Source organism: Streptomyces sp. NRRL B-24484 (genome assembly GCF_000717715.1).
In the GTDB taxonomy this organism is placed as follows: Bacteria; Actinomycetota; Actinomycetes; order Streptomycetales; family Streptomycetaceae; genus Kitasatospora.
The window spans coordinates 121,483-147,403 of record NZ_JOAI01000011.1 but is presented as its reverse complement, the minus strand read 5'-3'; the positions used below and the strand labels follow the sequence as shown (position 1 = coordinate 147,403).

The 25,921-nt window shown below is 73.3% G+C and carries 21 protein-coding genes; 5 read left to right on the top strand and 16 right to left on the bottom strand.

What is annotated here, in order from left to right; all coding sequences use genetic code 11:
* Positions 1-70 precede the first annotated feature (70 nt).
* From IE98_RS0112760 to IE98_RS50755, 4 genes are all read right to left on the bottom strand, one after another.
* Complete coding sequence (locus tag IE98_RS0112760; RefSeq protein ID WP_030268300.1) at positions 71-2,470, bottom strand: glycoside hydrolase family 2 protein; 2,400 nt, start codon at positions 2,468-2,470, stop codon at positions 71-73.
* 247 nt (positions 2,471-2,717) lie between these two features.
* A complete protein-coding gene (locus IE98_RS0112755; protein ID WP_030268298.1) occupies positions 2,718-4,028 on the bottom strand; it encodes an ABC transporter substrate-binding protein in 1,311 nt (436 codons plus the stop codon).
* 102 nt (positions 4,029-4,130) lie between these two features.
* Positions 4,131-4,856: a carbohydrate-binding domain-containing protein gene (locus IE98_RS50760; protein WP_030268297.1), complete on the bottom strand. Its 726-nt coding sequence runs from the start codon at positions 4,854-4,856 to the stop codon at positions 4,131-4,133.
* A gap of 94 nt (positions 4,857-4,950) precedes the next feature.
* Positions 4,951-6,615, bottom strand: a complete 1,665-nt coding sequence (locus IE98_RS50755) for a cellulose binding domain-containing protein (protein WP_052390458.1) — start codon at positions 6,613-6,615, stop codon at positions 4,951-4,953.
* Between the two features lie 523 nt (positions 6,616-7,138).
* Here IE98_RS50755 and IE98_RS0112740 point away from each other — a divergent pair.
* A complete protein-coding gene (locus IE98_RS0112740; RefSeq protein ID WP_234443523.1) occupies positions 7,139-8,188 on the top strand; it encodes a LacI family DNA-binding transcriptional regulator in 1,050 nt (349 codons plus the stop codon).
* A gap of 46 nt (positions 8,189-8,234) precedes the next feature.
* Here the strand turns inward: IE98_RS0112740 and IE98_RS0112735 are convergent, their stop codons facing one another.
* The 7 genes from IE98_RS0112735 to IE98_RS0112705 all read right to left on the bottom strand — a co-directional run bounded on the left by IE98_RS0112735 (position 8,235) and on the right by IE98_RS0112705 (position 16,413).
* Positions 8,235-9,263, bottom strand: coding sequence for a LacI family DNA-binding transcriptional regulator (locus IE98_RS0112735; protein WP_030268291.1), 1,029 nt, complete (start codon positions 9,261-9,263; stop codon positions 8,235-8,237).
* A 135-nt stretch (positions 9,264-9,398) separates the two neighbouring features.
* Positions 9,399-10,682: a glycoside hydrolase 5 family protein gene (locus IE98_RS0112730; protein ID WP_030268290.1), complete on the bottom strand. Its 1,284-nt coding sequence runs from the start codon at positions 10,680-10,682 to the stop codon at positions 9,399-9,401.
* Between the two features lie 79 nt (positions 10,683-10,761).
* Positions 10,762-11,973: a mannose-6-phosphate isomerase, class I gene (gene manA, locus IE98_RS0112725; RefSeq protein WP_030268288.1), complete on the bottom strand. Its 1,212-nt coding sequence runs from the start codon at positions 11,971-11,973 to the stop codon at positions 10,762-10,764.
* Between the two features lie 91 nt (positions 11,974-12,064).
* Positions 12,065-13,099: a LacI family DNA-binding transcriptional regulator gene (locus IE98_RS0112720; protein ID WP_030268286.1), complete on the bottom strand. Its 1,035-nt coding sequence runs from the start codon at positions 13,097-13,099 to the stop codon at positions 12,065-12,067.
* Positions 13,100-13,158: 59 nt separating this feature from the next.
* Positions 13,159-14,037 carry a carbohydrate ABC transporter permease gene (locus tag IE98_RS0112715; protein ID WP_030268284.1) on the bottom strand — a complete coding sequence of 293 codons (879 nt, stop codon included), beginning with the start codon at positions 14,035-14,037 and terminating at the stop codon, positions 13,159-13,161.
* A complete protein-coding gene (locus IE98_RS0112710) occupies positions 14,034-14,996 on the bottom strand; it encodes a carbohydrate ABC transporter permease (protein ID WP_030268282.1) in 963 nt (320 codons plus the stop codon). Before IE98_RS0112710 ends, IE98_RS0112715 begins: the two co-directional genes overlap by 4 nt.
* 100 nt (positions 14,997-15,096) lie before the next feature.
* The gene (locus IE98_RS0112705) at positions 15,097-16,413 is read right to left on the bottom strand and encodes an ABC transporter substrate-binding protein (protein WP_030268280.1); all 1,317 of its coding nucleotides are present in this window, start codon (positions 16,411-16,413) and stop codon (positions 15,097-15,099) included.
* Positions 16,414-16,750: 337 nt separating this feature from the next.
* Between IE98_RS0112705 and IE98_RS0112700 the strand changes: the two genes are divergently transcribed.
* The 4 genes from IE98_RS0112700 (at position 16,751) to IE98_RS42385 (ending at position 20,576) form a co-directional block, all read left to right on the top strand.
* On the top strand, positions 16,751-17,740 hold the full coding sequence (locus IE98_RS0112700) for an ROK family protein (RefSeq protein WP_052390457.1): 990 nt from the start codon (positions 16,751-16,753) through the stop codon (positions 17,738-17,740).
* A gap of 297 nt (positions 17,741-18,037) precedes the next feature.
* Complete coding sequence (locus IE98_RS0112695) at positions 18,038-19,018, top strand: hypothetical protein (protein WP_052390456.1); 981 nt, start codon at positions 18,038-18,040, stop codon at positions 19,016-19,018.
* A gap of 5 nt (positions 19,019-19,023) precedes the next feature.
* On the top strand, positions 19,024-19,839 hold the full coding sequence (locus IE98_RS0112690) for an SDR family NAD(P)-dependent oxidoreductase (protein ID WP_234443522.1): 816 nt from the start codon (positions 19,024-19,026) through the stop codon (positions 19,837-19,839).
* Complete coding sequence (locus tag IE98_RS42385) at positions 19,836-20,576, top strand: polysaccharide deacetylase family protein (RefSeq protein ID WP_078660968.1); 741 nt, start codon at positions 19,836-19,838, stop codon at positions 20,574-20,576. Before IE98_RS0112690 ends, IE98_RS42385 begins: the two co-directional genes overlap by 4 nt.
* A 42-nt stretch (positions 20,577-20,618) precedes the next feature.
* Here the strand turns inward: IE98_RS42385 and IE98_RS0112680 are convergent, their stop codons facing one another.
* From IE98_RS0112680 to tpg, 5 genes are all read right to left on the bottom strand, one after another.
* On the bottom strand, positions 20,619-21,713 hold the full coding sequence (locus IE98_RS0112680) for an MGDG synthase family glycosyltransferase (protein ID WP_043174018.1): 1,095 nt from the start codon (positions 21,711-21,713) through the stop codon (positions 20,619-20,621).
* Between the two features lie 17 nt (positions 21,714-21,730).
* Positions 21,731-22,681 carry an NAD-dependent epimerase/dehydratase family protein gene (locus IE98_RS0112675; RefSeq protein WP_030268270.1) on the bottom strand — a complete coding sequence of 317 codons (951 nt, stop codon included), beginning with the start codon at positions 22,679-22,681 and terminating at the stop codon, positions 21,731-21,733.
* 13 nt (positions 22,682-22,694) lie between these two features.
* Positions 22,695-23,819, bottom strand: a complete 1,125-nt coding sequence (locus IE98_RS0112670) for a DegT/DnrJ/EryC1/StrS family aminotransferase (protein ID WP_030268269.1) — start codon at positions 23,817-23,819, stop codon at positions 22,695-22,697.
* A 449-nt stretch (positions 23,820-24,268) separates the two neighbouring features.
* On the bottom strand, positions 24,269-25,201 hold the full coding sequence (locus IE98_RS0112665; RefSeq protein ID WP_052390454.1) for an MBL fold metallo-hydrolase: 933 nt from the start codon (positions 25,199-25,201) through the stop codon (positions 24,269-24,271).
* A 129-nt stretch (positions 25,202-25,330) separates the two neighbouring features.
* Positions 25,331-25,882, bottom strand: coding sequence for a telomere-protecting terminal protein Tpg (gene tpg, locus IE98_RS0112660; protein WP_030268266.1), 552 nt, complete (start codon positions 25,880-25,882; stop codon positions 25,331-25,333).
* Positions 25,883-25,921 lie beyond the last annotated feature (39 nt).

The following is a 25,921-nucleotide window of genomic DNA, read 5'->3' as shown; positions in this document are numbered from 1 at the left end:
CACCGGGCCCCGCGGCCGGACCCGGGCGCACGGACGCGTGGCCCGGCCACAGCACGAACGGGCGGAGCGGTCAGGCGGGTTCGACGCAGAAGAGCGCCCTGCGGGCGGCCCCGGCCGTCAACCCCGGGCAGCCGGTGACTCGGACGACGGCCTGCTCCCCCGGCAGCAGGGTCAGCAGCCCGCGGTCGGCCTCGGCCGCCGGGTCGAGCCGGTCCGCCTGGAGCAGCAGGTCGCGGACGAGTGTGCGGGCGGTGACCACCACTTCCGCCGTGTCGCCGCCGCCCTCGACGGAGCGCACCGCGACGTCGAAGTCCGGCCGCAGGTAGCCGAACAGCCGGTCGGTGACGGCGAAGTGCACGGCCCGCAGCCCGTCGGCATCGACGGCCAGGTACTCCTTCGCCGAGCCCTCGGACGGGGCGAGGGCGGGCGGCACGGTGAGCCGGGTGATCGAACCGGGTGCGACGGTGGCCTCGGCCGCCGTGTCGGCGGTGAGGGTGCCGTCGGCGGTGAGGCGGCGCAGGCGCAGCGCGGGCGTCCACGGTTCGGCGGCCTGGTTGACGAGCACGATCTCGAGGGCACCGTCCGCGGCGGGCTGCACGGTGAGCAGGCGGTCGGCGTAGAGGCGGCGCAGCTCGTACCAGAGCGGCTTGCGCCGGCCGTCGCCGTCGACGGCGGCCCAGGAGGAGACCGGCCAGCAGTCGTTGAGCTGCCAGACGACGGTGCCCGCGCAGCGCGGCCAGTGGGAGCGCCAGTGCTCGATGCCGGTGGCGATCGCACGGGCCTGGACGAGCTGGGCGAGGTAGTGCCAGCGGTCGAAGTCGGCCGGCGGGTCGAAGTGCCGTGCGATGCCGCGGTCGAGCTTGTCGTTGCCGTCCTCGGCCTTCTGGTGGTGCAGCATGCCGGGCGAGTCGGGCGCGAGTTCCTCACCGGGCAGGGCGCGCCGGAGCGTGGCGAGGGCGGGGGGTGCCTGCCAGCCGAACTCGGCGACGAACCGGGGGACGCTGCCGCGGTACTCGCTGTAGTCACGGCGGTTCCACACCTCCCAGGAGTGGTGGGTGCCGTGGTCGGGGTCGTTGGGGTGGTGGTCCCAGGAGCCGGACCAGGGGCTGCCGGCGCTGTAGGGGCGGGTGGGGTCGAGCTCGGCGACGATGCGGGGCAGCAGGCCGAGGTAGTAGCCCTCGCCCCAGGAGTCGCCGGCGAGTTCGGGCTCCCAGCCCCAGTCGCGGAAGCCCCAGAGGTTCTCGTTGTTGCCGTTCCACAGGACGAGCGAGGGGTGGGGCGCCAGTCGGGTGACGTTGTCCCGGGCCTCGGCCTCGATCTCGCCGCGCAGCGGCTGCTCCTCGGGGTAGGCGGCGCAGGCGAAGAGGAAGTCCTGCCAGACCATCAGACCGAGTTCGTCGCAGATGTCGTAGAAGGCCTCGTCCTCGTAGATGCCGCCGCCCCAGACCCGGACGAGGTCGACGTTGGCCTCGGCGGCCTGGGTGAGGCGGGTGCGGTAGCGCTCGGGGGTGACGCGGGTGACGAGGGTGTCGTCGGGGATCCAGTTGGCGCCGCGGACGAAGAGGCGTGCGCCGTTGACGACGAGGGTGAAGCCGGTGCCGTGTTCGTCGGTGCTGCGGTCGAGTTCGACGGTGCGGAAGCCGATCCGCCGCTGCCAGGTGTCCAGTGTCCCGCTGCCGTCGGCGAGGGTGACGTCCAGGTCGTACAGGGGTTGGTCGCCGCGGCCGCGGGGCCACCACAGCGCGGCGTCGGGGACGTCGAGGACGAGGATGCCGGTGTCGCCGTCGAGGACGGTCTCCGTGGTGCGTCCGGCGGCGGTGGCGCGGACGGTGAGCGGGCGTCCGGCGCCGGTGGCGGTGCGCTCGACGGCGAGGTGGAGCTCGACCCGGCCGGTGCTGCCGTGCACGGTGACCAGTGGGCGCACCTCGGCCAGGCGGGCGGTGGACCAGTGTTCGAGCCGGGCGGGCCGCCAGATGCCGGAGGTCGGCAGGGTGGGGCCCCAGTCCCAGCCGAAGCTGCTGGCCATCTTGCGGATGTACTGGAACGGCTCCGGATAGACGTTGGGGCGGGCGCCGGTGGCGGCGCGGACCTCTTCCGCCTCCTGGTAGGGGCTGGTGAACCGGACGGCGAGGTCGCCGGTGAGGCCGGTGGTGTCGAACCGGTACGTGCGGTGCATGTTGCGGGTACGGCCGAGTTCGGTGCCGGCCAGGGTGATCCGGGCGGCGGTGTCCAGCCCCTCGAAGACCAGGTCGGTGCGCTCGTGGCTGCTGCCGTGGTCGAGCCGGGTGGAGTACGTCCAGTCGCGGCGGCCGATCCAGGCGGCGTCCTTCTCGTTGGTGTGGAGGTACGGGTCGGCGAGCAGCCCTGCGTTCAGCAGGTCGGTGTGGACGCAGCCCGGGACCTGGGCGGGGAGGAGTCCGTCGTCGTGGTGCAGGCTCCAGCCCCGGTCGAGCTGGGTGACGTCCTTCATGTGCGGCTCCTGTTCGCTTGGCCGGGCAGGGGGGTGACTGCCGCGGGTGCGGTGCGGCGGCTGTGGTGCGAGCAACCGTAGCCCGGCCGTTCGGTTCTGTCTATAAACCGGTTCAGTTTGTTCATTGCGGCGATGATATCCATCATGAGCTGGCATATTGCCAAGCCGACCCCGGCCCGCCTCACAGGATTGCGCGATCATTCACCATGTTAACTTTACCGGTTTGGTGCAATCGTCCGCCGACCGCTCACCCGGCCGGCACGCGCTGCGCCGCGGCCCACTTCGCGTTGAGCTCGGCGAAGCAGCCGTCGCGGTCGCCGGGTACGGCACCGCGTGCGATGTCGATCAGCCTGCGGCGGTAGTCGGGGGTGTCGAGGCCGATGCCGGCGGCCCTGTCGATCCTGCTGACGTCGGCCGTCCGGTCCTGGGTCTGCGCGACGATCCGCACACCGCGCTCGTCGAAGGGCTCCAGGGCGGCCGGCAGCGGCGTGCCCTTGACCGTGGAGATCACCTGTTCGTCCTGCGCGCTGCCCGAGCGGGTGAGGAACCAGTCGATCCAGGCCCGCGCCGCGTCCTGGTGCCGGGAGTGCTTGTTGACGGCGAACTTGTAGTCGGGCTCGACGACCGCGCAGTGGTGGCTGTTCTTCTGCACCGGGAAGGGCATGAAGCCGATCTCGGCGGGATCGTGCCCGGCGGCCCCGGCGGCCGCCTGCATCTGCGGCACGGCCCATGACCCCAGGAGCATCGCACCGATCCGCCCGCCGCCCATGAGCGCCTTGGAGGTCTCCCAGTCGGTGGCGGTGGGGTCGCCCTCGGAGAGCTTCTGGTGCACCACGTCGTAGAGCAGTCCGTCGATCGCGTTCAGGTCCTGGCCCGCACTCCACGGCCGGGCGGTGTCGGCCAGCTGGTCCTTGGCGGTGTTGCTGCAGCTCGGGGCGCCGATCAGGTCCGTCCACTGGCGCAGCGGCCAGCCGTCCTTGTAGTTGGTGTAGTACGGGACGGCCCCGGTGCGGTCCTTGATCGCCTTGAGATCGGCGAGGAAGTCCGCGGCGCTCCGCGGCCACTCGGTGATCCCGGCCTGCTCCCAGACCGCCTTGTTGTAGACGAGCCCGGTGGCCATGCCAATGCCGGCGACGCCGTAGACCCTGCCGCCGACATCGGCGTACTCGGTGAAGTCGAAGCTCTGGGCGAGGTCGGTCGCGGAGCCGAGCGGTGCGAAGTAGGCCGGGAACTGGCCCACCGACAGGCTGTTCGGGATCAGCAGCACATCGCCGTACGTCCCCGCCTTCATCCGGAGGGTCGCCTCACCTTCGTAATCGGTGAGCCCCTCGAACCTCACGGTGACGCCGGGGTACTCCTTGCGGAAGGCATCGGCGTACCGCTTGAAGGTGCCGTCCTTGATCCGGTCGGTCCGGTTGGTCAGCACGGTGATCTCGCCGGAGACCGCGGCCGGGTCGGACGGCGCGATCGGAGAGGTCGGGCCGACGGCGCCCTGGCCGCCACAGGCCGTCAGCACCGCGGCGGTCGCGGCCCAGACGGCTGTCCATCGTCTTCGCATGTCGGGTGGTTCCTCTGCACGGGGTCGTTCGGAGCACGGAGGGGACGGCGCCGCGCAGCGGCCGGCGGACCGGACGCGGCGCCGTCCCGTGCGGGGGACGGATCAGATCGCGGGGACCTGGACCCAGAAGCGGGTGTCGTTGCCGAGGTTGGCGGAGTCCGCGTCGAGCTGTGCCTTGATCCAGTACACGGCGGCCTTGTACGCGGCGATGTCGGCCGTGTTCGGGCTGGACAGGCCGGAGGCGCCGTTGCGGTGGCCCGCGAACCAGGCGTCCAGGCCGTAGTGGCTCTGACTCTGGTGCAGGCAGGAGACGTCCTGGCCGAGGCTGCTGTTGAGCGCGGCGCCGTTGTCGTACTGCCCGGCACCCTGCCCGCCGAACTGGGCACAGGCGGACCGCAGCATCAGCCAGTTCTGCTTGAAGATGCCGAAGTTGGCGGCGTCACCGCTCTTGTTGTCGCCGTAGGGGTAGGCGGTGTCCATCCGTTCGGTCTCCAGCATGGCCACCGCGAGGTCGAGGCTGCTGCCGCCCGCGTTCCGGACCTGCTGCTTGCGGCTGCCGAGGCCGCCGACGGTGTACGAGCCGCAGGTCGCCCCGGACGGGCAGGCCGAACTGCCGGAGCCGGAACCGGAACCGGAACCGGTGCGGACCACGCAGGACCGGTTGTTCTCCCAGCCCCAGCCGTCCCCGTCCGGGTCGCTCGCGCTCCCGTTGGCGCAGTACGGGTACCCGTTCGGCGCCGTCTCGGCGGCGGCGGTCGGGGCGAGCGCGAGGGTGAGCGCGGCGAGGGTGCCGACGGCACTGCCGAGCAGCGATGCGGTGCGCCTCATGGGGGTGTCCTCTCTCTCCTGTGTGCACGGGTGGTGGGGCCCCGGCCCGCAGCCGCCGCACGCGGCGGACGGCGGCTGGCCGGAGCACGCGGAGTCAGAAGGTGATGCAGGCCTGGCCGTTGAGGCGGAAGTCCGCCGGTGCGCCGTTGGTGCCCGGGACGGAGGAGGCGCTGAAGCCGAAGTTGACGCTCGCGCCCGGTGCGACGATCGTGTTGTAGCCGGAGGGGTTGGTGGCGACGACCTGCTTGCCGCTCTGCGTCCAGCCGGCGTTCCACATCTGGGTGATCCGCTGGTCGCCGGGGAAGGCGAAGGCCAGCTGCCAGCCGTCGACGGCAGTCGTGCCGGTGTTCTTCACCGTCACGTCGCCGTTGAAGCTGGTGCCCCAGTCCGAGAGGCCGTAGTGGACCGAGCACGGGCCGACCGCCGGAGAGCCGGTGGCACTGGGACTCGCGGAACCGGAGGGCGGGACCGAGGCCGACGCGGACGGCGACGGCGACGGCGACGGCGACGAGGAGGAGGAGGGCGTTGCGGACGGCACGGCCAGCCCGCTCTTGGCGGCCATCCGATCGGAGTGGGCACGGAAGACCGCGAGCTCGGCCGCCCCGGCCATGACGCCGAACTTCCCGTCGACGTTGTGGTCCTCGTACCACCAGAAGGCGCTGCCGTCACCGCCGGCCGCCTCGAAGTCCGCGTAGATCGCACTCCACCAGGTGGAACGGTCGACGTTGTGCACGTTGAACTCACCCATGAAGAAGGGCTTTCCGACCAGGTTGTGAGAGTCGGAGATCCACGACCGGATCAGCGCCTTGGTCTGGTCGATCGTCAGATTCGCCCAGGACTCCGTCGGGTACGGGTGCGCCGAGGTGTAGTCGATGTACGGCGACTGCTGCACCTGCACGAACGGGTTGCCCTCGTCTCCGCCGAAGCCGTACGAGGTGCCGTGTCCCTCGAGGCCGACGCCGACCATGTGGTTGGTGTCGATCCCCTTCACGAAGGCGCCCATCTCGTCGACCCAGGCGCGCAGCGTGGTGCCGAGGACGCTCTCGGCGGCGCTCTGCCCCTCGTAGCGGGGTTCGTTCATCAGGTCCCACGCGAAGATCGTGGGATCGTCCTTGTACTTCACGCCGCTGTAGTGGTTGGTGCGGTTCAGGGCGTAACCGACGTAGTTCTTGTACGAGGTGAAGCAGCCGGGGCAGCGGCTCCGGTCGAAGAAGGCCGCACGGCCGGGCTGGCCGCCGGACAGGCCCTCCCAGCGGAGCCTGGTGTCGATGCCGCCGTACGCCTCCCAGTAGTTCTCGAACACCGGGACCAGCCTGAGGTTGTGCGCCTTGGCGGAGACGAGGATGTAGTCGAAGAGCGCGAACTGCTGCTCGTCGTAGACGCCCTTGCTCGTCTCGAAGCCGTGCCAGCTCTCGTGGTTGAACATCCACAGCCGGACGACGTCCACCTTGTCGGCCTGCAGGTTCGCGAAGTGGGCGTCGATCCGGGCCTTGTCCATGAACTGGCTCTCGGTGTCCCCGGACGCGGCGCCGTAGGCGAACATGTCGTAGGTGTTGGTGCCGGCGAAGTAGTACTCCTTGCCGTTCAGGCAGAAGTGGATGCCGCAGCGGGTGGCGAAGGCCTCGGCCGCGCCGGTGCTGCCGTCGGCAGCGGAGGCGGTCGCCCTGAGGCCGGCGAGGCCGGCCAGGGCGAGGACGCCGGCGAGCAGCAGCGCCAGGCGCCGCAGGCGGCCGGCGCCGGGGTGGGGGTGATGGTGCACGCGCTTCCCTTTCGTCCCGGGGTGGGATGGGTGATGGGGCGTGGACCCGGCGGCGCGTCGCGCTCGGAGGACGCGGGAGCTGCCGGGGCGGTGCGGGCCGCACCGCAGGGCGCGAGGACGCCGGGGTGCGGACGGGGCGGCGGTGCGGACGGGGTGTTGGGGCGTCCGTCCGCACCGCGTCAGGGGCTGCGCCGGGCGTGCCGCGGCCGGCCGCGAGGTGCCGGAACGGCTCGGTTCGGCACGGCACGGCCGTTCGACGGCACGGAGTGGGTGCGACGGCGCAGGGGCGGGGCGGGACGGTGCGGAGGGGCCCGGGCGAGAGGTAGCCGCCCGCGGTCGCACCGTGCTGCAATTAACCGCTTAACTGACAGCCACCGTATGGTCCGCATCACAGCTGTGTCAACAGTAGGTTAACCGGTTTCCGAACTTGGCCGAGCATTCGGCCCGGGGCGGCAGACACCGCCGGTGCCCGCCGTAGTAGCTTGAGGGGGGTACAGCGGCTTCATCGGTTCAGAAGGGTCTCGTGGATCAGGTGTCCCAGCAGCAGAGTCCTCCGGCACGGCGACCCACCATCAGCGACATCGCCCGGATCGTCGGGGTGTCCAAGGTGTCGGTCTCCAACGCGCTGAACGGGCAGCCCGGCGTCTCCGAGGCGACCCGGCAGCGGATCGTCGCCGTCGCCGAGGAGATCGGCTTCGTCCGCAACAGCGCCGCCCGGGCGCTCAGCGGGGCGAAGGCCGCCGCGGTGGGCCTGGCGCTGTGCAGGCCGGCGCGCATGCTCGGCACCGAGCCCTTCTTCATGGAGCTCATCGGCGGGATCGAGAACGTGCTGTCTGACGCGTCCTATTCGCTGGCGCTCCAGGTCGTGTCGGACCACGAGCGCGGCCTCGAGGCCTACCGCCGCTGGTGGGGCGAACGGCACATCGACGGCGCGATCCTGGTCGACCTGCGCGAGGACGACGACCGGATCCCCGCCCTGGAGCAGATGGGCCTGCCGACGGTGGTGATCGGCCACCCCTCCGGCTCCGGCTCGCTGACCCCCGTCTGGTCCGACGACGCCGCCGCCGTCCGGGAGACGGTGGAGTACCTGGCTGCCCTCGGCCACCGCCGGATCGGCCGGGTGGCGGGCCTGCCGGGCCTGGTGCACACCTCGATCCGCGACCGCGCCTTCGCCGCGGTCTGCACCGGGCTGGGCGTGGAGGCCGTGCCCACCGTGCACACCGACTACACCGGAGAGGACGGCGCCCGCGCGACCCGGCGCCTGCTGCTCTCCCCCGCGCGCCCCACGGCGGTGCTGTACGACAACGACATCACCGCGGTCGCCGGGCTCTCGGTCGCCCAGGAGATGGGCCTTCAGGTCCCCCGTGACCTGTCGATCGTCGCCTGGGACGACTCGCCGCTGGTCCAGGTGGTACGTCCGGCCCTCACCGCGCTCACCCGCGACATCCACGCCTACGGCGCGCATGCGGCGCGCACCCTGCTCGCGCTGATCGCCGGGCAGTCGGACGGCGGGTACGAGGACCTCGCCCCGCGGCTCACCCCGCGCGGCAGCACGGCTGCACCGCCGGCCTGACCGGGCCCGGGGCCAGGTGGCCGGTGTCCGCCCGGCTCGGGCCGGCTCAGGCCGGGCGGGGCGGCGGCGCGGTGGTGCCGCGCGGCACCAGGACGGGGGCCCCGAAGACCCGGGACGGCGCGTGCCCGCTGTCCAGCAGTTCGAGCAGGCAGCGGGCGACCTCGGCACCGAAGGCGAACGGGTCGTGGCTGAGCGCGGAGAGCGCGGGCCAGGTGATCCGGCACAGGTCGGAGTCGTCCCACGCGACCAGGGACACGTCCGTCGGCACGCGGAGTCCCATCTCGGCGGCCACCGCGACACCGGCCACCGCCATGATGTCGTTGTCGTAGAGGATCGCCGTCGGCCGGTCGCCGGCAGCGAGCAGTGCCCGCGTCGCCCGGGCCCCGCCGTGCGCGGACAGGTCGGTGTGGACGGCGGGCGCACCCGCCAGGTCCAACTCCGCCGCGGTGGCCTCGAAGGCCTGCGCCCGCTGGATGCTGCGGCCCAGCGACGCGGGTCCGCGGACGTGGGCGATCCGGCGGTGGCCGAGGGCGGCCAGGTAGCGGACGGCCTCGGCCGTCGCAGCGGCATCGTCACCGGAGACCGCCGGGAAGGGCCCGCTGAACTCGGGCGGGGCCACCGCCACCACCGGCATGCCCAGGTGGTGCACCGCCTCGATCCGCGGATCGTCCGCCGAAACCCCGATCAGGACCGAGCCGTTGACCCGCCCGGACTGCCACCACTGGCGGTACAGCGCGATCTCCGCCTCCCGGGAGGCGGCGATGTGCAGCAGCAGGGAGCAGGACCGCTCGGTCAGCACGCTCTCGATGCCGCCGATCAGCGCCATGTGCACGGAGTCCAGGCCGGTGCCGACCGTGTCGCGCGCGATCGCCATCCCGATGGTGTGCACCTGCGCACCGCGGGCGAGCGAGCGGGCCGCGAGATTGGGCGACCACCCGAGCTCCTGCGCCGCCTCGACGATCCGGCGGCGGGTCTCCGCCGAGACACCGGGCCGGTCGTTGAGCGCGAGCGAGACCGCCCCCGCCGACACCCCGGCGCGGGCGGCGACGTCCCGGATCGTCACCCGGTGTCCCATGACGCATCCCTCTCCGTCGACCCGATGGGCGGCCGCGGGCGCGGCACGCACCGCCCATCCTGTCAGGTCGGCGGCTCCGATCGGGACGCGGCGTCCGCCGCCGGGTGCCGGACCGGCACGGATCGGGGCGACGGGTCAGTCGGAACCGCTCATCGCCCGGGCGTGTGCGGCGAACAGCCGAGCGGTGGTGCCGGTCGGGTTGGCGGGGTCGTTGTTCCACATCACGCGGTGGCCGTCGTAGTCGGGGTAGAAGGAGCCGTCGTCGACGCGGGAGGTGAGCAGCCAGAACTGGTCGCCGGCGCCGCCGCCGCTGCGGACGGCATCGGTCCAGGCGGCGTAGGCGCGGTCGCGGGCGGCGGTGTCGGGGATGTCGCGTCCGGCGTCGATCTGCAGCCCGAACTCCTCGACGACGACGGGCTTGCCGATGGCGCGCCCGTCCCGGAGGTGGTCCTCGATCCAGCGGGTGCCCCAGGCCGTGGCGTCGGTGCCCGGCTTGGAGCCGCTGGTCTCGCCCCAGTTCTGCGGGTAGACGTGGACGGTGCCGTAGTCGACGGCGGGCAGTGCGGTGAGCTTCCGCCAGTCCGCGCCCTCGTAGTCGGAGTACGGGTAGTCGGCGTGGCCGGCCTCGCCGTAGAAGCCCTCGTCCCCGACGGCCAGCAGTTGGCGGGGCGCGAGCTTCTTGACGTGCTCGCTCATCTCCGCGGCCCAGGCGAGCAGGGTGCGGCCGCTCTTGTCGCTGCGGCAGCGCGGCTCGTTGGCGAGCTCGAAGGCCATGATCGTCGGGTCCTCGCAGTAGCGCAGCCCGGTGTGGGGGTTGCGGTGCCGGACGAGGTGCTCGGCCCACGCGCGGTAGCAGGCCCGGATGCCGGGGTCGGTGTAGAAGCGGTCGTGGTGGGTGCCGTCCCCGTAGGAGTCGTCGGGCAGGCCGAGGAACCACTGGACGTACTGCTGCATGCCGCCGTAGTCGGGCCAGTTGTTGACCAGCGGCAGGACGAGGCGCAGGCCGAGCTGTCCGGCCTTGTGGACGGCGTAGTCGAGGGAGTCGAGCGCGGTGTCGTCGTAGGCGTAGGGCTTGGACTGCAGCGGTCGGTACGAGTGGCCGGCGCCGTCGGCGAAGGCCCAGGCGCGGATGACGCCGAGGCCCATGGCGGCTGCGTCGTTCAGCACCGCGTCGATCATGTAGTGGGACTGCTGGTGCAGGTAGTAGCAGTTGGTGCCGGCAAAGCGGAACGGCTTTCCACCGAGGCGGAGTTCGCCGCGCCGGGCGGTGACGAAGCCCCGGTCGGCGCGGCGGGCGGGGGTGTCGGCGGCTGCGGCGGGGGTGGCGAGGGCCGCCGCGGAGGTGGCGGCGAGGCCGGCGGCGGCCGCGGCGCCCAGCAGGGTGCGGCGGCTGGGGCGGGTGGTGCCGGACAGGGTCATGGTGGTCCTCGATGGGCGGGGCGCAGACTGCGCCGGTCGGGTTGGGGGTGGTGCCGGCAGTAAGCGGTGGAGCGGAGGGTCAGGCGGGCACGCGGGCGCGGTAGAGCGTGGCGTGCCCGTCGAGCCGGACGGCGGTGGCGGCCGGGAGGTAGGCACTGCTGCCCCGGTGGAGAGCGAGCGCGGGGCCGTCCGGCTGGCCGAGGCGGGCGGTGCCGCCGGTGCAGAGCAGGATCTGCGGGCCGTGGTCGCGGAGGTCGGCGGTACCGGCGAGGTCGAGCCGCGAGAGGGCGAACTCGGCGGCGGGGGCCGGGTAGTGGGTCTCGCCGCGGGTGTCGCTGCGGGGTGACAGCACGTCCGGCTCGGTGGGCCGGAAGTCGACGACGGCGGCGAGCGCGTCGGTGTCGACGTGCTTGGGGGTCAGACCGCAGCGCAGCACGTTGTCGGAGTTGGCCATGATCTCGACGCCGGTGCCGTGCAGGTAGGCGTGCGGGACGCGGGCGTCCAGGTGGATCGCCTGACCCGGCCGCAGGTGGACGTGGTTGAGCAGCAGGGCGGCGACCAGGCCGGGGTCGCCGGGGTAGTCGCGGGCGGCGGCCGCGTAGGCGGCGTAGGCGCGGGTGTGCGGGCCGGGTCGCTCGGCGGCGCGGGCCAGCGCGGTGGTGAGTTCGGTGGCGGCGCCGGTGGCACGGGCCCGGCCGGGGCCGAGTGCCTCGGTGAGGACGGTGCGCAGCGCGGTGGCCGGGTCGCCCGTGCGCAGCACGTCCAGCCAGGGGCGGAGTGCGGGGACGTGCAGCGGGGCGAGCAGTCCGGCGGTGGCGGCAGGGTGGCGGAAGCCGCACAGGGCGTCGAAGTCGTCCAGGGCGCAGAGCATTTCGGGCTTGTGGTGGCGGTCCCGGTAGAGCCGGTGCGGGGCGTCGAGCGGGATTCCGGCGGCCTCCTCGGCGGCGTACCCGGCCTCCGCCTGGGCGGCGGTCGGGTGGACCTGGACGGAGAGGGCGTGCTCGGCGGCGAGGACCTTCAGCAGGAAGGGGAGGCGGGCGCCGAAGCGGCCGGCGGTGGCGGCGCCGAGTTCGCGCCCGGGGTCGCGGGCGATGACGTCGGTCAGGTCTTCGGAGTCGGTGCCGCGGTGCAGCCGCGAGGGGGCCTGGGGGTGGGCGCCGAGCCAGAGTTCGGCCTGCGGCTGCCCGGTGGGCGGGGTGCCGAGAAGTGCGGGGACGGCGGTGGTGGAGCCCCAGGCGTAGGGGCGGATCCGGTTGGTGAGCAGGCCGGCGGCGGGGCGGTGCTCGGTCATGGGTGCTCCGGTTCGGGTGGTCCGGTCCGCCCCCGCCACTCCTGACCCTCAACAGGGAGGCGGGGGCGGACCGGGGTCTGGTGGCGGCGGCTCAGGCGGCGCGGGGCGGCGCGCTGCTGCCGCGCGGGACGAGGACGGGGGTCGGTGCGGGGCCCGGGGTCACGGGCCTGCGGTCGATCAGGTCGTAGAGGCTGCGGACGACCTGGACTCCGAAGCCGTGCACGTCGTGGCTCATCGCCGAGAGCGGCGGGTGGGTGAGACGGCACAGCTGGGAGTCGTCCCAGGCGATCAGGCTGAGGTCGCCGGGGATGTGCAGGCCGAGTTCGCGGGCGACGGCGGCGCCGGCGACGGCCATGATGTCGTTGTCGTAGATGATCGCGGTGGGCTGGTGCGCGGCGGATGCGAGCAGGTCGCGGGTGGCGCGGGCACCGGCCCGGCCGGAGAAGTCGGTGGGCAGGCTGCGGGCCGGTTCGAGTCCGAGGTCGGCGGCGGTCCTCTCCAGGGCGCGGGTGCGGATGGCGGTGTGGCCGAGGGCGGGATCACCGCCGACCCGGGCGATCCGGCGGTGGCCGAGCAGGGCGAGGTAGCGGACGGCCTCCTCGACGGCGGCGGCGTCGTCCGTCCAGACGGCGGCGGCGCGTCCGTCGGTGAGGCCGGGGTGGCCGGCGGCGACGGCGGGCATGCCGAGTCGGGCGAGGGCGGGGATCCGGGGGTCGTCCTCGGTGAGGTCGACGAGGACGCAGCCGGCGACGCGGCGGTCCTTCCACCAGGCGCGGTGGACGGCGGTCTCCTGGTCGCGGTCGTGGACGAGCCGCAGCAGCAGCGAGCCGGACCGCTCGGCGATGACGCCGGCGATGCCGGAGATGAACTCCGTGTAGAAGGGTTCGAGGCCGAGTTGGCGGGCGGGCCGGGCGATGACCAGGCCGACGGTGCCGTCGGCCGGGGTGGCGCGGGCGAGGCGGTGCGCTGCGGTGTGCGGGGTCCAGCCGAGTTCGGTGGCAGCCGCACGGATCCGCTCGCGGGTCGGTGCGGAGAGCCCGGGCCGGTCGTTGAAGGCCAGCGAGACGGCGCCGGCGGAGACGCCGGCCCGGGCGGCGACGTCGCGGATGGTGATGCGCGGGCTCATCGCTCGTCGCTCCTGGATCCGGGGCGCGGCACCGCGGCGCGGGTGCGGTGCCGCGCCGGTCACTTGGTCGATCCGGCGGCGAAGCCGCTGTAGATGAACCGCTGGAGGGCGAGGAACACCACCAGGGTGGGGAGGATGACGAGGACGGTGCCGGCGGAGATCGTCTCCCAGTGCGCTCCGAACGGCCCCTTGAAGCGGAAGAGCGACGTGGAAACGGTGCCGAGTTCGGAGTCCGGCATGTAGAGGAAGGGGATGTAGAAGTCGTTGTAGACGGTGATGCCCTTGATGATGACGACCGTGGCGATGGCCGGCTTCAGCATCGGCAGGATGATCCGCCGGTAGACGGTGAAGCTGTTGGCGCCGTCGAGCCGGGCGGCCTCGTCGAGGGAGACCGGGATCGAGCGGATGAACTGCAGGAAGACGTAGATGGAGACGATGTCGGTGCCGAGGTAGAGCAGGATCGGCGCCCAGCGGGTGTTGAACGCGCCGAGGTCGTTGACGATCTGGAAGGTGGCGACCTGGGTGGTGACGCCGGGCACGAGCGTGGCCACCAGGAAGAGCCCCATGACGAGCTTCTTGAGCCGGAACTCGAACCGGTCGACGGCGTACGCCGTCATCGAGCCGATGAGCACCGTGCCGGCGGTCGACACCACGAGGATGACCGTGGTGTTGAGGAAGGCCTGGAGCATCCGGCCCTCGTCGAACGCCGTCAGGTAGTTCCCGAGGTTGAGCCAGTTGTCGGGCGGTGTCAGGGGGCCGGTGGCCTGGGCCTCCGCGCTGTCCTTCAGCGAGGTGAAGAGGATGACCACCATCGGCACGAGGACGATCGCACTGGCGATCACCAGCGAGAGGTACTTGGCGGTGCCGCCGGCGGTGATCCGGGGCGTCCGGCGGATCCGGCCGGTCCGGGGCGCAGCGGCGGTGTCGGGAGTGGTCACGAGAGTTCAACCCTCTCCTCCGGCACCAGGCGGCGCTGGATCCAGGTGACGAGCAGGATGACGGCGAGCAGGACGACGGCGCTCGCGGAGGCGAGGCCGACCTTGTCGAACCTGAAGGCGAGCTTGACGGTCTGGATGACGAAGGTCTCGCTGCCGTTGGCGCCGCCGGTCATGATGTACGGGATCTCGAAGACGGCGAGCGAGCCGGAGATCGCGAGGATCGCGCTGAGGCTGATGATCGGTTTGATGCTGGGGGCGATGATGTGCCGGAACTGCTGCCAGCGGTTGGCGCCGTCGAGGGCGGCCGCCTCGTAGAGGTGGCCGGGGATCGACTGGATCGCGCCGAGGAACAGCACCATGTTGAGGCCCGTGTAGCGCCAGACGGAGACGCCGGCGAGCGACTTGTTGACGAGGTCGGGGTCGCCGAGCCACATATGCCTGCCGTGGTGGCCGAGCAGCTGCAGCACGGAGTCGAGGGTGCCGCCGGGCTGGAAGAAGTACAGGAAGACGAAGCCGATCGCGACGCCGTTCACCAGGTAGGGGAAGAACAGGATCCCCTTGAACAGGTTGCGGAACTTCGTGTTGAAGCTGAGCACGGTGGCGAAGTAGAGCGCGGCCGCGATCTGCACGAAGGACGCCGCGAGGTAGACACCGCTGACCAGGAAGACCTTGAACAGCTCGGGTCGGGTGAAGAGCTGGACGTAGTTGTCCGCGCCGACGTTCTCCTTGGTGGGGCTGAGGCCGTCCCAGTCGGTGAGGCTGTAGCCGAGCATGTCGGCGATCGGCAGGTAGGTGAACGTCACCAGGAGGGCGAGCGGGACGAGCAGGTAGAGCCAGGGGGTGAACCACCAGTGCCTGCGGGCGGTTCGCCGGTGCAGCGCCGGCTTCGTCGGTGCAGCGGGCCCGGCCGGGGCGGCCGCGGCCGGCCCCTGCTTCCTGTCCTTCTGCAGTGCAGTCATCATCGTTCCTTCGTTGAGCACGACGCCCGGAGTGCGGCGCGGCGGGGCCCGCCGGCTGGGGAGGTGACGGGCGCTCGCCGCGCCGCCGGTCCGGGGTGGGTCAGCCGGCGACCGTCTTCTGGGCCTCGGACCACTTCTTGTTCAGGTCCGCGAAGTAGCTGTTCTTGTCGCCCTGGGCCGCGCCGCGGGCGACGTCGATCAGCTTCTGCCGGTAGTCCGGGCTGGTCAGGCCGATCTCGGACGCCTTGTCGATCTTGCTGATGGCGGCGGCATTGTCCTGCTTCTGGCCGAGGAGCAGGGTGACGCCCTTGTCCTCGAAGGGCTTCAGCACGGTCGGCATGGCGCTGCCCTTGACGGAGGAGACGGCCTGCTCGGCCGCGGCGCTGCCGGACTTGTTGATGTACCAGTCGATCCAGGCGCGGGCGGCCTCCTTGTTCTTGGAGTGCACGTTGACCGCGTACTTGTAGTCGGGCTGCAGGATCGTGCAGAGCTTGCCGCCGGTCGCCTGCGGGAACGGCAGGAAGCCGATGTCGTCCGGGTTCTGACCGGCCTTCTTGGCGGCCTCCTGCATCTGCGGGATCGCCCAGGAGCCCAGCACCATGCTGCCGACCTTGCCGGTGGCGAGCAGGTTCTTGGAGTTCTCCCAGTTGGTGGTGGTCGGGTCGTCCTCGCTGAGCTTCTCGTGGACGATGTCGTAGAGCAGCCCGTCGATGGCGTTGAGGTCCTGGCCGGCGGCCCACGGCTGGGCGGTCGTGGCCAGCGCGTCCTTGCCCGCCTGGTTGCAGTTCGGCGCGCCGATGCTGTCGGTCCACTTCTGGATCGGCCAGGCGTCCTTGTAGTTGGTGTAGTACGGGGTCGCCCCGGTCTTCTCCTTGATCGCCTTCAGGTCGGCGATGAACTCCGCGGAGGTCTTCGGCCAGTCGGCGATGCCGGCCTTCTGCCAGAGCGCCTTGTTGTAGACGAAGCCGGTGGCGGTGCCGTAGTTGGGCAGGCCGTAGACCTTGCCCTTGACGGTGGTGTACTCGGTCCAGTTGTACTTCTGCGACAGCTCGGAGGCGTCGCCGAGCGGGGCGAAGAAGTTGGCGTACTGGTTGATCGACACGTTGTCCGGGATGAGCAGCACGTCACCGTAGTTCTCGGTGTTCATGCGGATCTTGGTCTCACCCTCGTAGTCGGTGAGGCCCTCGAACTTGACCTTGACGTTCGGGTAGAGCTTGGCGAACTCGGCGGCGTACTTGTCCAGCGAGCCGTCCTTGATCTGGTCCGTGCGGTTGGTCAGGACCGTGATCGCGCCCGAGACCTTGGCCGGGTCCGAACCCGCGGTGGCCGCGGAGGAGGAACTCCCGCCGCCCTCGCTGCTACAGGCCGTGAGCACAACCATGGCCGCGGCCGCGGCGGCCACCCATCCTCTTCGCATCTTCGTCCGTCCTTCGCGCTGATCGTCCTGGTGGTCGGGGAGCAGCCGCCGGAGCCGACGCGGCGACCTGTCTCGGCTGCTGGCTGCTTAACGTAGACGTCACTTTCCGGCCTGTCCATAGACCGGTCAAGATTGATATTCAGGGCTTCTGTTAACAAGCAGCACCTAATTTACTAAACGATTGCCTAACCTAATGACGATTCAGTCTCGTCCGGGGACCGTCGGGCGGTCGGCCTGGACATCGTTGTCATCGGCGCTCCAGAATCGAGCGGACCGACCCGGCGCAGCCCTGCCCGAGCGCCGGACGTTCCCCCGTCACACCCGCGGAGACGTCACGATGAGTTACAACAAGGCCCTCGCGGTCGACGACCGGCGCACCATCGCCAAGCCCCTGCTGGCAGCACTGGACATCGGCGGGACCAAGATCGCCGGCGGCCTGGTCGACGCGGACGGCACCCTGCTGCACCACGTCCAGCTGCCCACTCCCGCCAGGGGCAGCGCCCGGGAGATGCGGGACGCGGTGGAGTCGGTCCTCGACGCCCTCGCGGTCCACCCGCTGTGGGCCTGCGTCCGCGCGGTGGGCATCGGCAGCGCCGGCCCCGTCGACACCCGGGCGGGCACCGTCAGCCCCGTCAACATCCCCTCCTGGCGGGCCTTCCCGCTCCACGCGGAGGTCACCGCGCACCGTGCGGTCGACGGTCTGCCGGTCGTCCTCGGCGGTGACGCCATCGCCATGACCGCGGCCGAGCACTGGCGCGGCGCAGCCCGCCCGTACCGCAACTCCCTGTGCCTGGTGGTCTCCACCGGCGTCGGAGCCGGGCTCGTCCTCGACGGCCGCCTGCACACCGGCCCGAGCGGCAACGCCGGCCACCTCGGCCACATCAGCGTCGACTTCGCCGGGCGCCCGTGTCCCTGTGGCTCACGCGGCTGTCTGGAAGGACTCGCCAGCGGCACCGCCATCTCCCGGACGGCCGTCGACAGCGGCTGGCGTGCACCGCACGGTGACACGTCGGCCGCCGCCGTCGCGACCGCCGCTCGGCTCGGCGATCCGCTCGCCCTCCGCGCCTACGACCGCGCGGCCCGCGCCCTCGCCGCCGGCATCGCCGCCACCGCGGCCCTGGTCGAGATCGACGCCGCCGTCGTCGGCGGCGGCGTCTCCCAGGCCGGCGACATCCTCTTCGAACCGCTCCGCCGCCACCTCGCCGCGTACGCCACCCTCCCCTTCGCCGCCCACGTCGTTCTCGCCCCCGCCGCCCTCGGCACCGACGCCGGCCTGATCGGCGCCGCCGCACTCGCCCTCCCCGCCCTCGCCGCCGCCGTGCACTGATCAGGGCAAGCCACACCAGGGACGCGTGGGGGCACACCTCCCGGCCGAAGGCTGGGGGAGAACTGCGCAGCCCGGGACGGGTCACGGTGACGCGATCGGGCCGAGCCCTGGTTCGCACGGTGAGCCGCATCCGGGTTGCGCAGTTCCCCGCGCCCCCAACCTGACTCGGCCCGATCCGTCCCTGAGCCGCAGCGGGCTGCACGGTGCCGGGGGGTGGCACAGACTGAGGGTGGATCCCGTCGCAGTGGGGCGGGCGGTCCGGCCGTGCGGGGCGGCCCCGGCGGGATTGGAGCAGCCGTGCTTCTGGGACTCGCCACCGCGCTCGCGGCGGCCGTGTGCTTCGGCTTCGCGTGCGTGTTCCAGGCCCGCGGCGCGCGGGCCGCGCCGACCGCCGACCGGGTGCGCCCGGGCCTGCTCGTCCGGCTGGCCCGTTCGGGCCCGTTCCTGCTGGGCACCGGTCTGGACATCGCCGGCTTCGCGCTGAGCATCGTCGCGCTTCGCACCATGCCCCTCTTCTTCGTCCAGGCGGTGACCAACGCCGGTCTCGCCGTCACGGCGGGCGCCGCGGTCTGGCTGCTGGGCGCCCGGCTGCACCGCAGCGACCTGGCCGGCATCGCGGCCGTCGTCGCGGGGCTCACCCTGCTGGCCTTCGCCTCCGGCCCGGACGGCCGCAACCACGCCGGGCCGGCGTTCCACGCGGCGCTGCTGGCCACGGCGGTCGTCATGCTGCTGCTCACCGTCCTGCTGGCCCGGCGCCGGGGCGGCGCGGCGGCCGTGGCCCTGGGCGTGCTCAGCGGTGTCGGCTTCGGCATCACCAGTCTGGCGGTGCGGGTCCTGGACGTGTCGGGCATCGGTGCGGTGCTCGCCGATCCGGCGACGTACGCGCTGGTCCTCGGCGGGCTCGGCGGCTATCTGGCCTTCGCGCTGGCGCTGCAGCGCGGCAGTGTGACGGCGGCGACCGCCGCGGGGACCGTCGCGGAGACCTTCGGCCCGGCGCTGGTCGGTGTGCTGGCCCTCGGCGACCAGGCCCGGCCGGGCGCCGGCTGGGCCGCGCTGGCCGGCTTCACCGCCGCGGTCGCGGGCACCGTCGTCCTCGCCCGGTTCGGCGACGTCGAGGCGCCGCCGGACGCGCCCCGCCCACCGCCGACCGGTGCACCACCCGGCGATGCGGCGCCGACCCACGCACCCGTCACCAACGCACCACCCGCTCCCGCTCCGTCCACCGACGCGACCGGCGCACCGGCCCCCGCCCCCCTCCCCCGCACCGCAGACAGGTGACCCAGGTGAGCATCGACGACAGCACCGAGACCCGCACCGCCGCGACGACGGCCGCCGACGGACGCGCCGTGCGCCCGGTCCGGCCGGTCGCCCTGATCACCGGCGCGTCCTCCGGGATCGGCGCGGCCACCGCCGACCGGCTGCACGCCATGGGGTGGTCGCTGCTGCTGTCCGGCACCGACGCCCCCCGGCTGCACACCGTCGCGGCCCGGACGGGCGGCCGGGTCCTCGCCGAGGACCTCAACGGTGCCGGTGGGCCGCAGCGGCTCGCCGAGCGGGCGCTGGCCACGGCCGGGCGGGTGGACGCGCTGGTGGCCAGTGCGGGGATCGGCTGGCGCGGGCCGTTCGCCGGGATGCCGCCGGAGGTCCTCGACGAGATGGTGACGGTGGACCTCGCCGCGCCGCTGCAGCTGTCCCGGGCACTGCTGCCCGGCATGCTGGAGCGCGGCCACGGCCGGATCGTGCTGCTCGGGTCGATGGCCGGCCAGGTCGGCGTGGGCGGCGAGGCCGCGTACGCCGCGGTGAAGGGCGGGCTGTCGCTGTTCGCCGAGAGCCTCTGGTACGAGCTGCGCGGCACCGGGGTCGGGGTCCGGATCATCCTGCCGGGCGCCGTCGACACGCCGTTCTTCGCCCGCCGCGGCACGCCGTTCCACCGCACCCGACCCCGGCCGCTGCCGCCGGAGTCCATCGCTGACTCGATCGCCCGGACCATCACCGGCAACCGCAGCCGGGTGTTCGCCCCGCACTGGCTGGCCCTGCCGGCCCGGCTGCACGGCGTCGCCCCGGGCGTGTTCCGGCGGTTGGCGGACCGGTTCGCGTGAGGGGCCCGGCCCGCTGGGCGGCCGCGGCCGGCGCCGCGGCGGCCGGTGTCGAGGTGCTGCACCTGGCGCCGGCGGTGACCCGGCTGCCGCCGGTCGGCCGGCTCGTGGCCCGGCGCACCGCGGGCCACGGTGCGCCCGGCCACGTCGCGCTGACCTTCGACGACGGACCGGACCCGGAGAGCACGCCGGACTTCCTGGCGGCGCTGGACGCGCTCGGGGTGCGGGCGACGTTCTTCGTCCTCGGCAGCATGCTGGAGCGTTCCCCGGAGCTCGGCCGCGAGCTCGTCCGGCGCGGCCACGAGGTCGGCGTGCACGGCTGGCACCACCGGCGTCCGCTGTACCCGCGGCCCGGGCGGGACCTCGCCGAACTGCGGGCCACCGCCGCGGCCGTCACCGAGCTGTGCGGGGTCCCTCCCCGCTGGTACCGGCCGCCGTACGGGGTGCTGAGTTCGGGCCTCGCCGCGGCCGCGCACCGGCTGGGCCTGCGGACGGTGCTGTGGACGGCCTGCGGTCGGGACTGGACCGCCCGCGCCTCGCCGGACTCGGTGTACCGCGCGCTCCGGCCCGGACTGCGCGGCGGGGCGACGGTGCTGCTGCACGACTCCGACTGCACCTCCGCGCCGGGCTCCTGGCGGTCCGCGCTCGGCGCGCTGCCGGCCGTCGCCGGCCGGTGCACCGCCCTCGGCCTGGCCCTGGGCCCGCTGCGCGACCACGGCCTCGCCACCCGAACCGCCTGAGCGGCACGGGCCTCCCGGGCCGCACAGGACCGGTCGGCGGCCTCAGGCGGCGGTCGTCAGTCCGACCCGGGCCAGTGCGGCCTCGAAGGCGGTGCGCCAGGCGTCCGGCGTGGCGCTGGGCGAGGGGGCGGGGGCCGGGCGGCGGAGGGCGGCGAGGGCGTTGCGGGCGATCTCGTCGGGGCGGGCGGAGGTGACGTCGGCGTGGCCGAGCTCCAGTTCGTGCTGGAGGTTGTCGCGGCCGTGGCCCTGGACGGTGTCGAGCAGCAGCAGGCGGCGGCCGAGCGCCCGGGCCTCGCTGCAGGTGTCGCCGGAGCTGGTGACGACCAGGTCTGCGGCGGCCATCAGGGCGGGGATGCGGTCCGTCCAGCCGAAGGCGTGCACCCGGGGCTGCCGTTCCGCGGCGGCGCGCAGCCGGCGCTCCAGGGCGGGGTTGCGGCCGGCCACCGCCAGGACGTGCGGTCCGGCGTCGGCGATCGCCGAGGCGGTGCTCGCGAGCGGGCCGAGGCCCCAGGAGCCGGACATCAGCAGCACGCACGGCGCGTCGTCGGGGACGCCGAGTCCGGCGCGGGCCTCGGCGCGCCCGGGCGCCCGGTAGAACGGCTCGCGCAGCGGCGGCGGCACCACGGCGGTCGGCGCGTCGGGCCGGTAGCGGCGGACGGCGCAGGCCGCGACCTCGGAGGTGACCAGGAAGAGGTCGGTGCCGTCCTGGACCCAGAGGCGGTGCGGGGTGACGTCGGTGCAGAACACGAAGTGCCGCATCCCGGGCCGTCCGGCGCGCAGGTCGTTGACGGCGGAGGTGGCGGTGGCGAAGACGGACACCACCAGGTCGGGGCGGTGCCGGTCGAGCAGCACCCGGACCTGTCGGGTGAGCCGGGCGCGGGCGGCGGAGTCGGCGAGCAGCGCGAGCCGGCTGCCGGGGCGCAGGGCGGCGAAGTGGAAGGCGTCGTAGAGGCCCGGCAGGTCGTGCATGCGGCGGAAGACGGCTTCGCCGGCCCGGCCGGCGGTGCTGCCGAGGAGCGCCATGGCGTCGACGGTGGTGGTGGTCCAGCCGCCGGCGCGCAGGGTGTCGGCGCAGGCCTCGGCCATGACGTCGTGGCCCTGGCCGATCGATCCGGAGATCAGCAGTGCGGTGGGCACGGGCGGCTCCGGCCGGTTCAGCGGCCGGGCCGCGGGGGTGCGGGCGGGTCGTCCTGGGCGCGGTGCCAGTCGACGTACCGGCTGACGCCGTCGGTGAAGCTGGTCTGCGGGGACCAGCCGAGCAGCCGCTTGGCGCGGGCGGCGGAGATCCGGCGCGGGGTGTAGTCGGCGGGGCGGGCCTCGATGTGCTCGATGGCGACGGGGCCGAGCAGGCGGTCGACGGTGTCGGCGATCTGGCGGATCGAGACGGCGGTGGGGCCCTCCAGGGCGAAGGTCTCGTCCTGGGCGTCCGGCGAGAGGGCGTGCACGTGCGCGTCGGCGAGGTCCTCGACGTAGACGAAGTTGCGGGTCTGGCGGCCGTCGCCGGCGATGGTGATGGGTTCGTTCCGCAGGGCGGCCTTCACGAACCGGGCGACGACGAGTTCGTCGCGCATCCGCGGCCCGTAGGGGATGCCGTAGCGGAGGATGGTGAAGTGGTGGCCGTAGAGCTCGCGGTAGCTGTGCACGAGCATCTCGGCGGCGAGCTTGCTGGCCACGTAGAGGTGGCCGCTGCGTTCGAGGTCGACGGGGACGTGTTCGTCGAGTTCGCCGCCGTCGGGCCCGGGTTCGGCCTGGGCGGCGCCGTAGACCCAGACGGTGCTGGCGAGGACGGTGCGGCTGAGCCCGGCGAGGCGGGCGGCCTCCAGGACGGTGGCGGTGCCGTCGATGTTGACCCGGACGGCGCGGACGGGGTCGGCGGCGACCTTCTCGACGTCGGCCATGGCGGCGAGGTGGAAGACCACCTCGGCGCCGTTGAGGGCGGCGGTGAGGGCGGGCAGGTCGAGGACGTCGACGCGGGCGTGCTCGGCGGCGGGGTTGAGGTACTGGTCGGTGGTGTCCAGTACGAGCACGTCGTGGCCGGCGGTGACCAGCCGGTCGACGACGTGCGAACCGATGAATCCGCAGCCTCCGGTGACGGCTACGCGCATGGTGCCTCCTCCTTCATCGGGCCAGACGGCGGTGGACGGCCGTGACGGCCTCGATCACTCGGGTGGTCTCGTCCTCGGTCATGTCGGAGTGGACGGGCAGGCAGATCTGGCGGGCGCAGACGTCCTCGGAGACGGGCAGCGGCGGTCCCTGGTAGGGGCCGAAGACCGGCTGGCGGTGCAGCGGCAGGTCGTAGACCTCGCCCGCGAGGCGGACGCCGAAGCCGTCGTGGACCTCGCGCTTGAAGCGGGCGCGGTCGGTGCCGGGCGGCAGCAGCACGATGTACTTGTAGATGTTGCTGCGGCAGCCGGGGGGTTCCGGCAGCACGTCGAGGCCGGGGACGGCGGCGAGGGCGGCGTCGTAGCGGCGGGCGGCCTCGCGGCGGGCCTCGACGAACTCCTTGAGGCGGCGCAGGTGGATGGTGCCGACGGCGGCGTTGAGTTCGCCGAGCCGCCAGGCGTAGCCCTGCCGGACGTGGTGGTTGGTGGTGAAGGAGCCCTTGCCCTGGTCGCGGTAGATCCGGGCCTCGTCGCGGACCTCGGCGGAGCCGGTGAGGATCATGCCGCCCTCGCCACTGGTGACGACCTTCGTCGGGTAGAAGGAGAAGGCCCCGCCGAGTCCGAAGCTGCCGGCGGCGCGGCCGTCGTAGCTGCTGCCGTGGGCGTGGGCGGCGTCCTCGACCAGGGCGATGCCGCGGGCGTCGCACAGGACGCGCAGGGCGTCCGCCTCGGGGGTGATCAGGCCGCCGATGTGGACGAGGACGACGGCGGCGGTGTCCGGGGTGAGGGCGGCCTCCAGCGTGGCGGGGCTGAGGGCGAGGGTGGCGGGGTCGACGTCGGCCATCACCGGGTTGCCGCCCGCGTGCAGGACGGCGGCGCCGGTGGCGTAGAAGGTGACGGCGGGGACGACGACGTCGCGGCCGCGGACGCCGACGGTGCGCAGCAGGACCTCGAGGGCGGCGGTGCCGCTGGAGACGGCGACCGCGTGGGCGGCCCCGTGCTCGGCCGCGAAGGCCTCCTCGAACCGCTCCGTCCACGGGCCGAGGGTCAGCGCGCCGGTGGCGAGGATCTCCTCGACCGCTTCGGCTGCCGCCGCCCGGTCGGCCTCGTCGAACACGATGCGAGCCGCGGGTACCCCCACGTGACACCTCCAGCAGCCGGACGGGTAGCAGCCTGCCCGTCTTGGTCAGGGCATCTCAGGCTAAATCCGGCAGAGCGGACAGGAGCGACCGGAGCGCAGCGGGCGGGGCGCGGCACACGGCCGGTGGTCGGGCGGACACCCGGCGCGGCGCGCGGTCCGGCCGCCCGTGACGGGGCGATCAAGGTCCGGGCCGACGGTTCGCCCACCCGGGTGGCCCGGGGGACGGCGCCGGGCGCGCCGCGGCTCGGGCGGCCCGGTCGGGCTCGGGCATCGACGGGGTCGCGTCGGCGAGGTCGCGTCGGCGGACGAGGAGTGCGGCGCGGGCGGCCGACCGGTGGGCGCGGCGCACGCGGCCCGACGCCGTCCTCCGGGCATCGACCGCGGGGCGGCACCCCCGGACGGGCGGGCCCGCCCGGGGGTGGCGACGCGGTGACGGTCGGGGACTCCGGTCAGGCGAAGCAGCGCAGCGGGGCGCCGCCGTTGCAGGTGATCATGTCGCGGAGCACCGGCGGGATCTCCAGGCGCTCGCCGCGGACGCCGCCGGAGAGGTCGTGGTAGGCGCGGTGCAGGTTGGCGACCAGGCGCTCCGACTCCGGCAGGTCGGCGAACTCGCCGAGGTCGGCGTCCCGGGCGACCTCCAGCGGGGTCAGTCCGGCGGCGCGGCCCTCGCGTGCGAGCTGCAGGACGAGACGCAGGTAGCGCAGGTTGGTGGCGATGACGGAGGCGTCCTGGACGGGGCCGTGGCCGCTGACGACCACTGCCGGGTCGAGGGCGGCGAGCTGCTCCAGGGTCTCGATGCCGCCGGTCACCGAGCCCATCATCACGAACGGCGTCGTTCCGCTGAAGGTGAGGTCGCCGGCGAACAGCACCCGGGTGTCGGGCAGCCAGACCACCAGGTCGCCGGTGGTGTGGGCCGGGCCGTAGTGGACGAGCTCCACCGGGCGGTCGTCGAGGTGGAGGGTGAGCCGGTCGCTGAAGGTCAGGTCGGGCTCCATCGGCCGTACCGCGCCCCACTGCACCTCGGGCCAGATGACGGGCAGGTTGAGCCCGTCGAGCAGGTTGGCCGCGCGCGCCTCCTCGTGGGCGATGACGGTGGCCTGCGGGGTGAACAGGCTGGCGCCGTAGTGGTGGTCGCCGTGGTGGTGGGTGATGACGACCCGGGTGACCGGGTGCGGGGTGAGCTCCGCGACCGCGGCCTTCAGGGCCAGCGCGCGGCGCTCGGTGGCGGTGCAGTCGACCAGGGTGGTGGAGCGGCGCCCGGCGAGGACGCCGGCGTTGCTGATGCACCATCCGCTGAGCGACTGGAGGTAGACGTGGACGCCGTCCTCGATCTCGACGAGGCGTGCGGTGTCCTGGAACAGGTCGTGCGGTGCGTGCGGCATGGGCCCCCCGGCTGGCGCGGCCGCCGCTGCGGGTCGGCACGGCGGCGATCAAACGTTGACCGGCCATTCTGTCCGTGCCGACACTGCATCAAGCTATGATCTGCATCACAGATTTACAGATCATGTTTCTTATCGGTCGATCTCGAAATCGGCCCACTGGATGCCGGTGAACTCCACCGCCAGGCCGGAGGCCCGGCGCCCGGCGTCCCGGAAGTACGCCTCCTGCAGGCCCTCCGCGAGGATGTCGGCCTGCTGCGCCTCGTCCGCCCCGGCGTCGCGGGCCGCGAACAGCCGCCGGGCGACCTCCCCCGGCAGGTGCTGGGTGATCTGCCGCAGCCGGGGGTCGTCGGTGGAACCGGCCGCCGAGGCGAAGCCGAACCGGGCGCTGGTGTGCAGCATGAACCCGCCCGACTCCGCCGCACGCCGCACCCGGGCCCGCACCCGCGGCTGCCAACCCGCGCGCACCGCCTGCTCGATGGCCTGCAGCGCAGCCGGCTTCGGCCGGACGTGCGGATCCTTCAGCCAGCGCTGCACGGTGCGCTGCGAGACGCCGAGCTGCTGCGCGACCTGCCGGGTGGAGCCCTTCGCCGCCCGCACCAGGAAGCGCACCCGGGCCGCCGTGGACTGCGGGACGGGCCGGGTGTGCAGCACCCGCTCCAGCCCCTCGTCGATCTCCCCCACGCCGCTCCCCTCCGTCTCGGATCCGAACCCTGCCGCCCC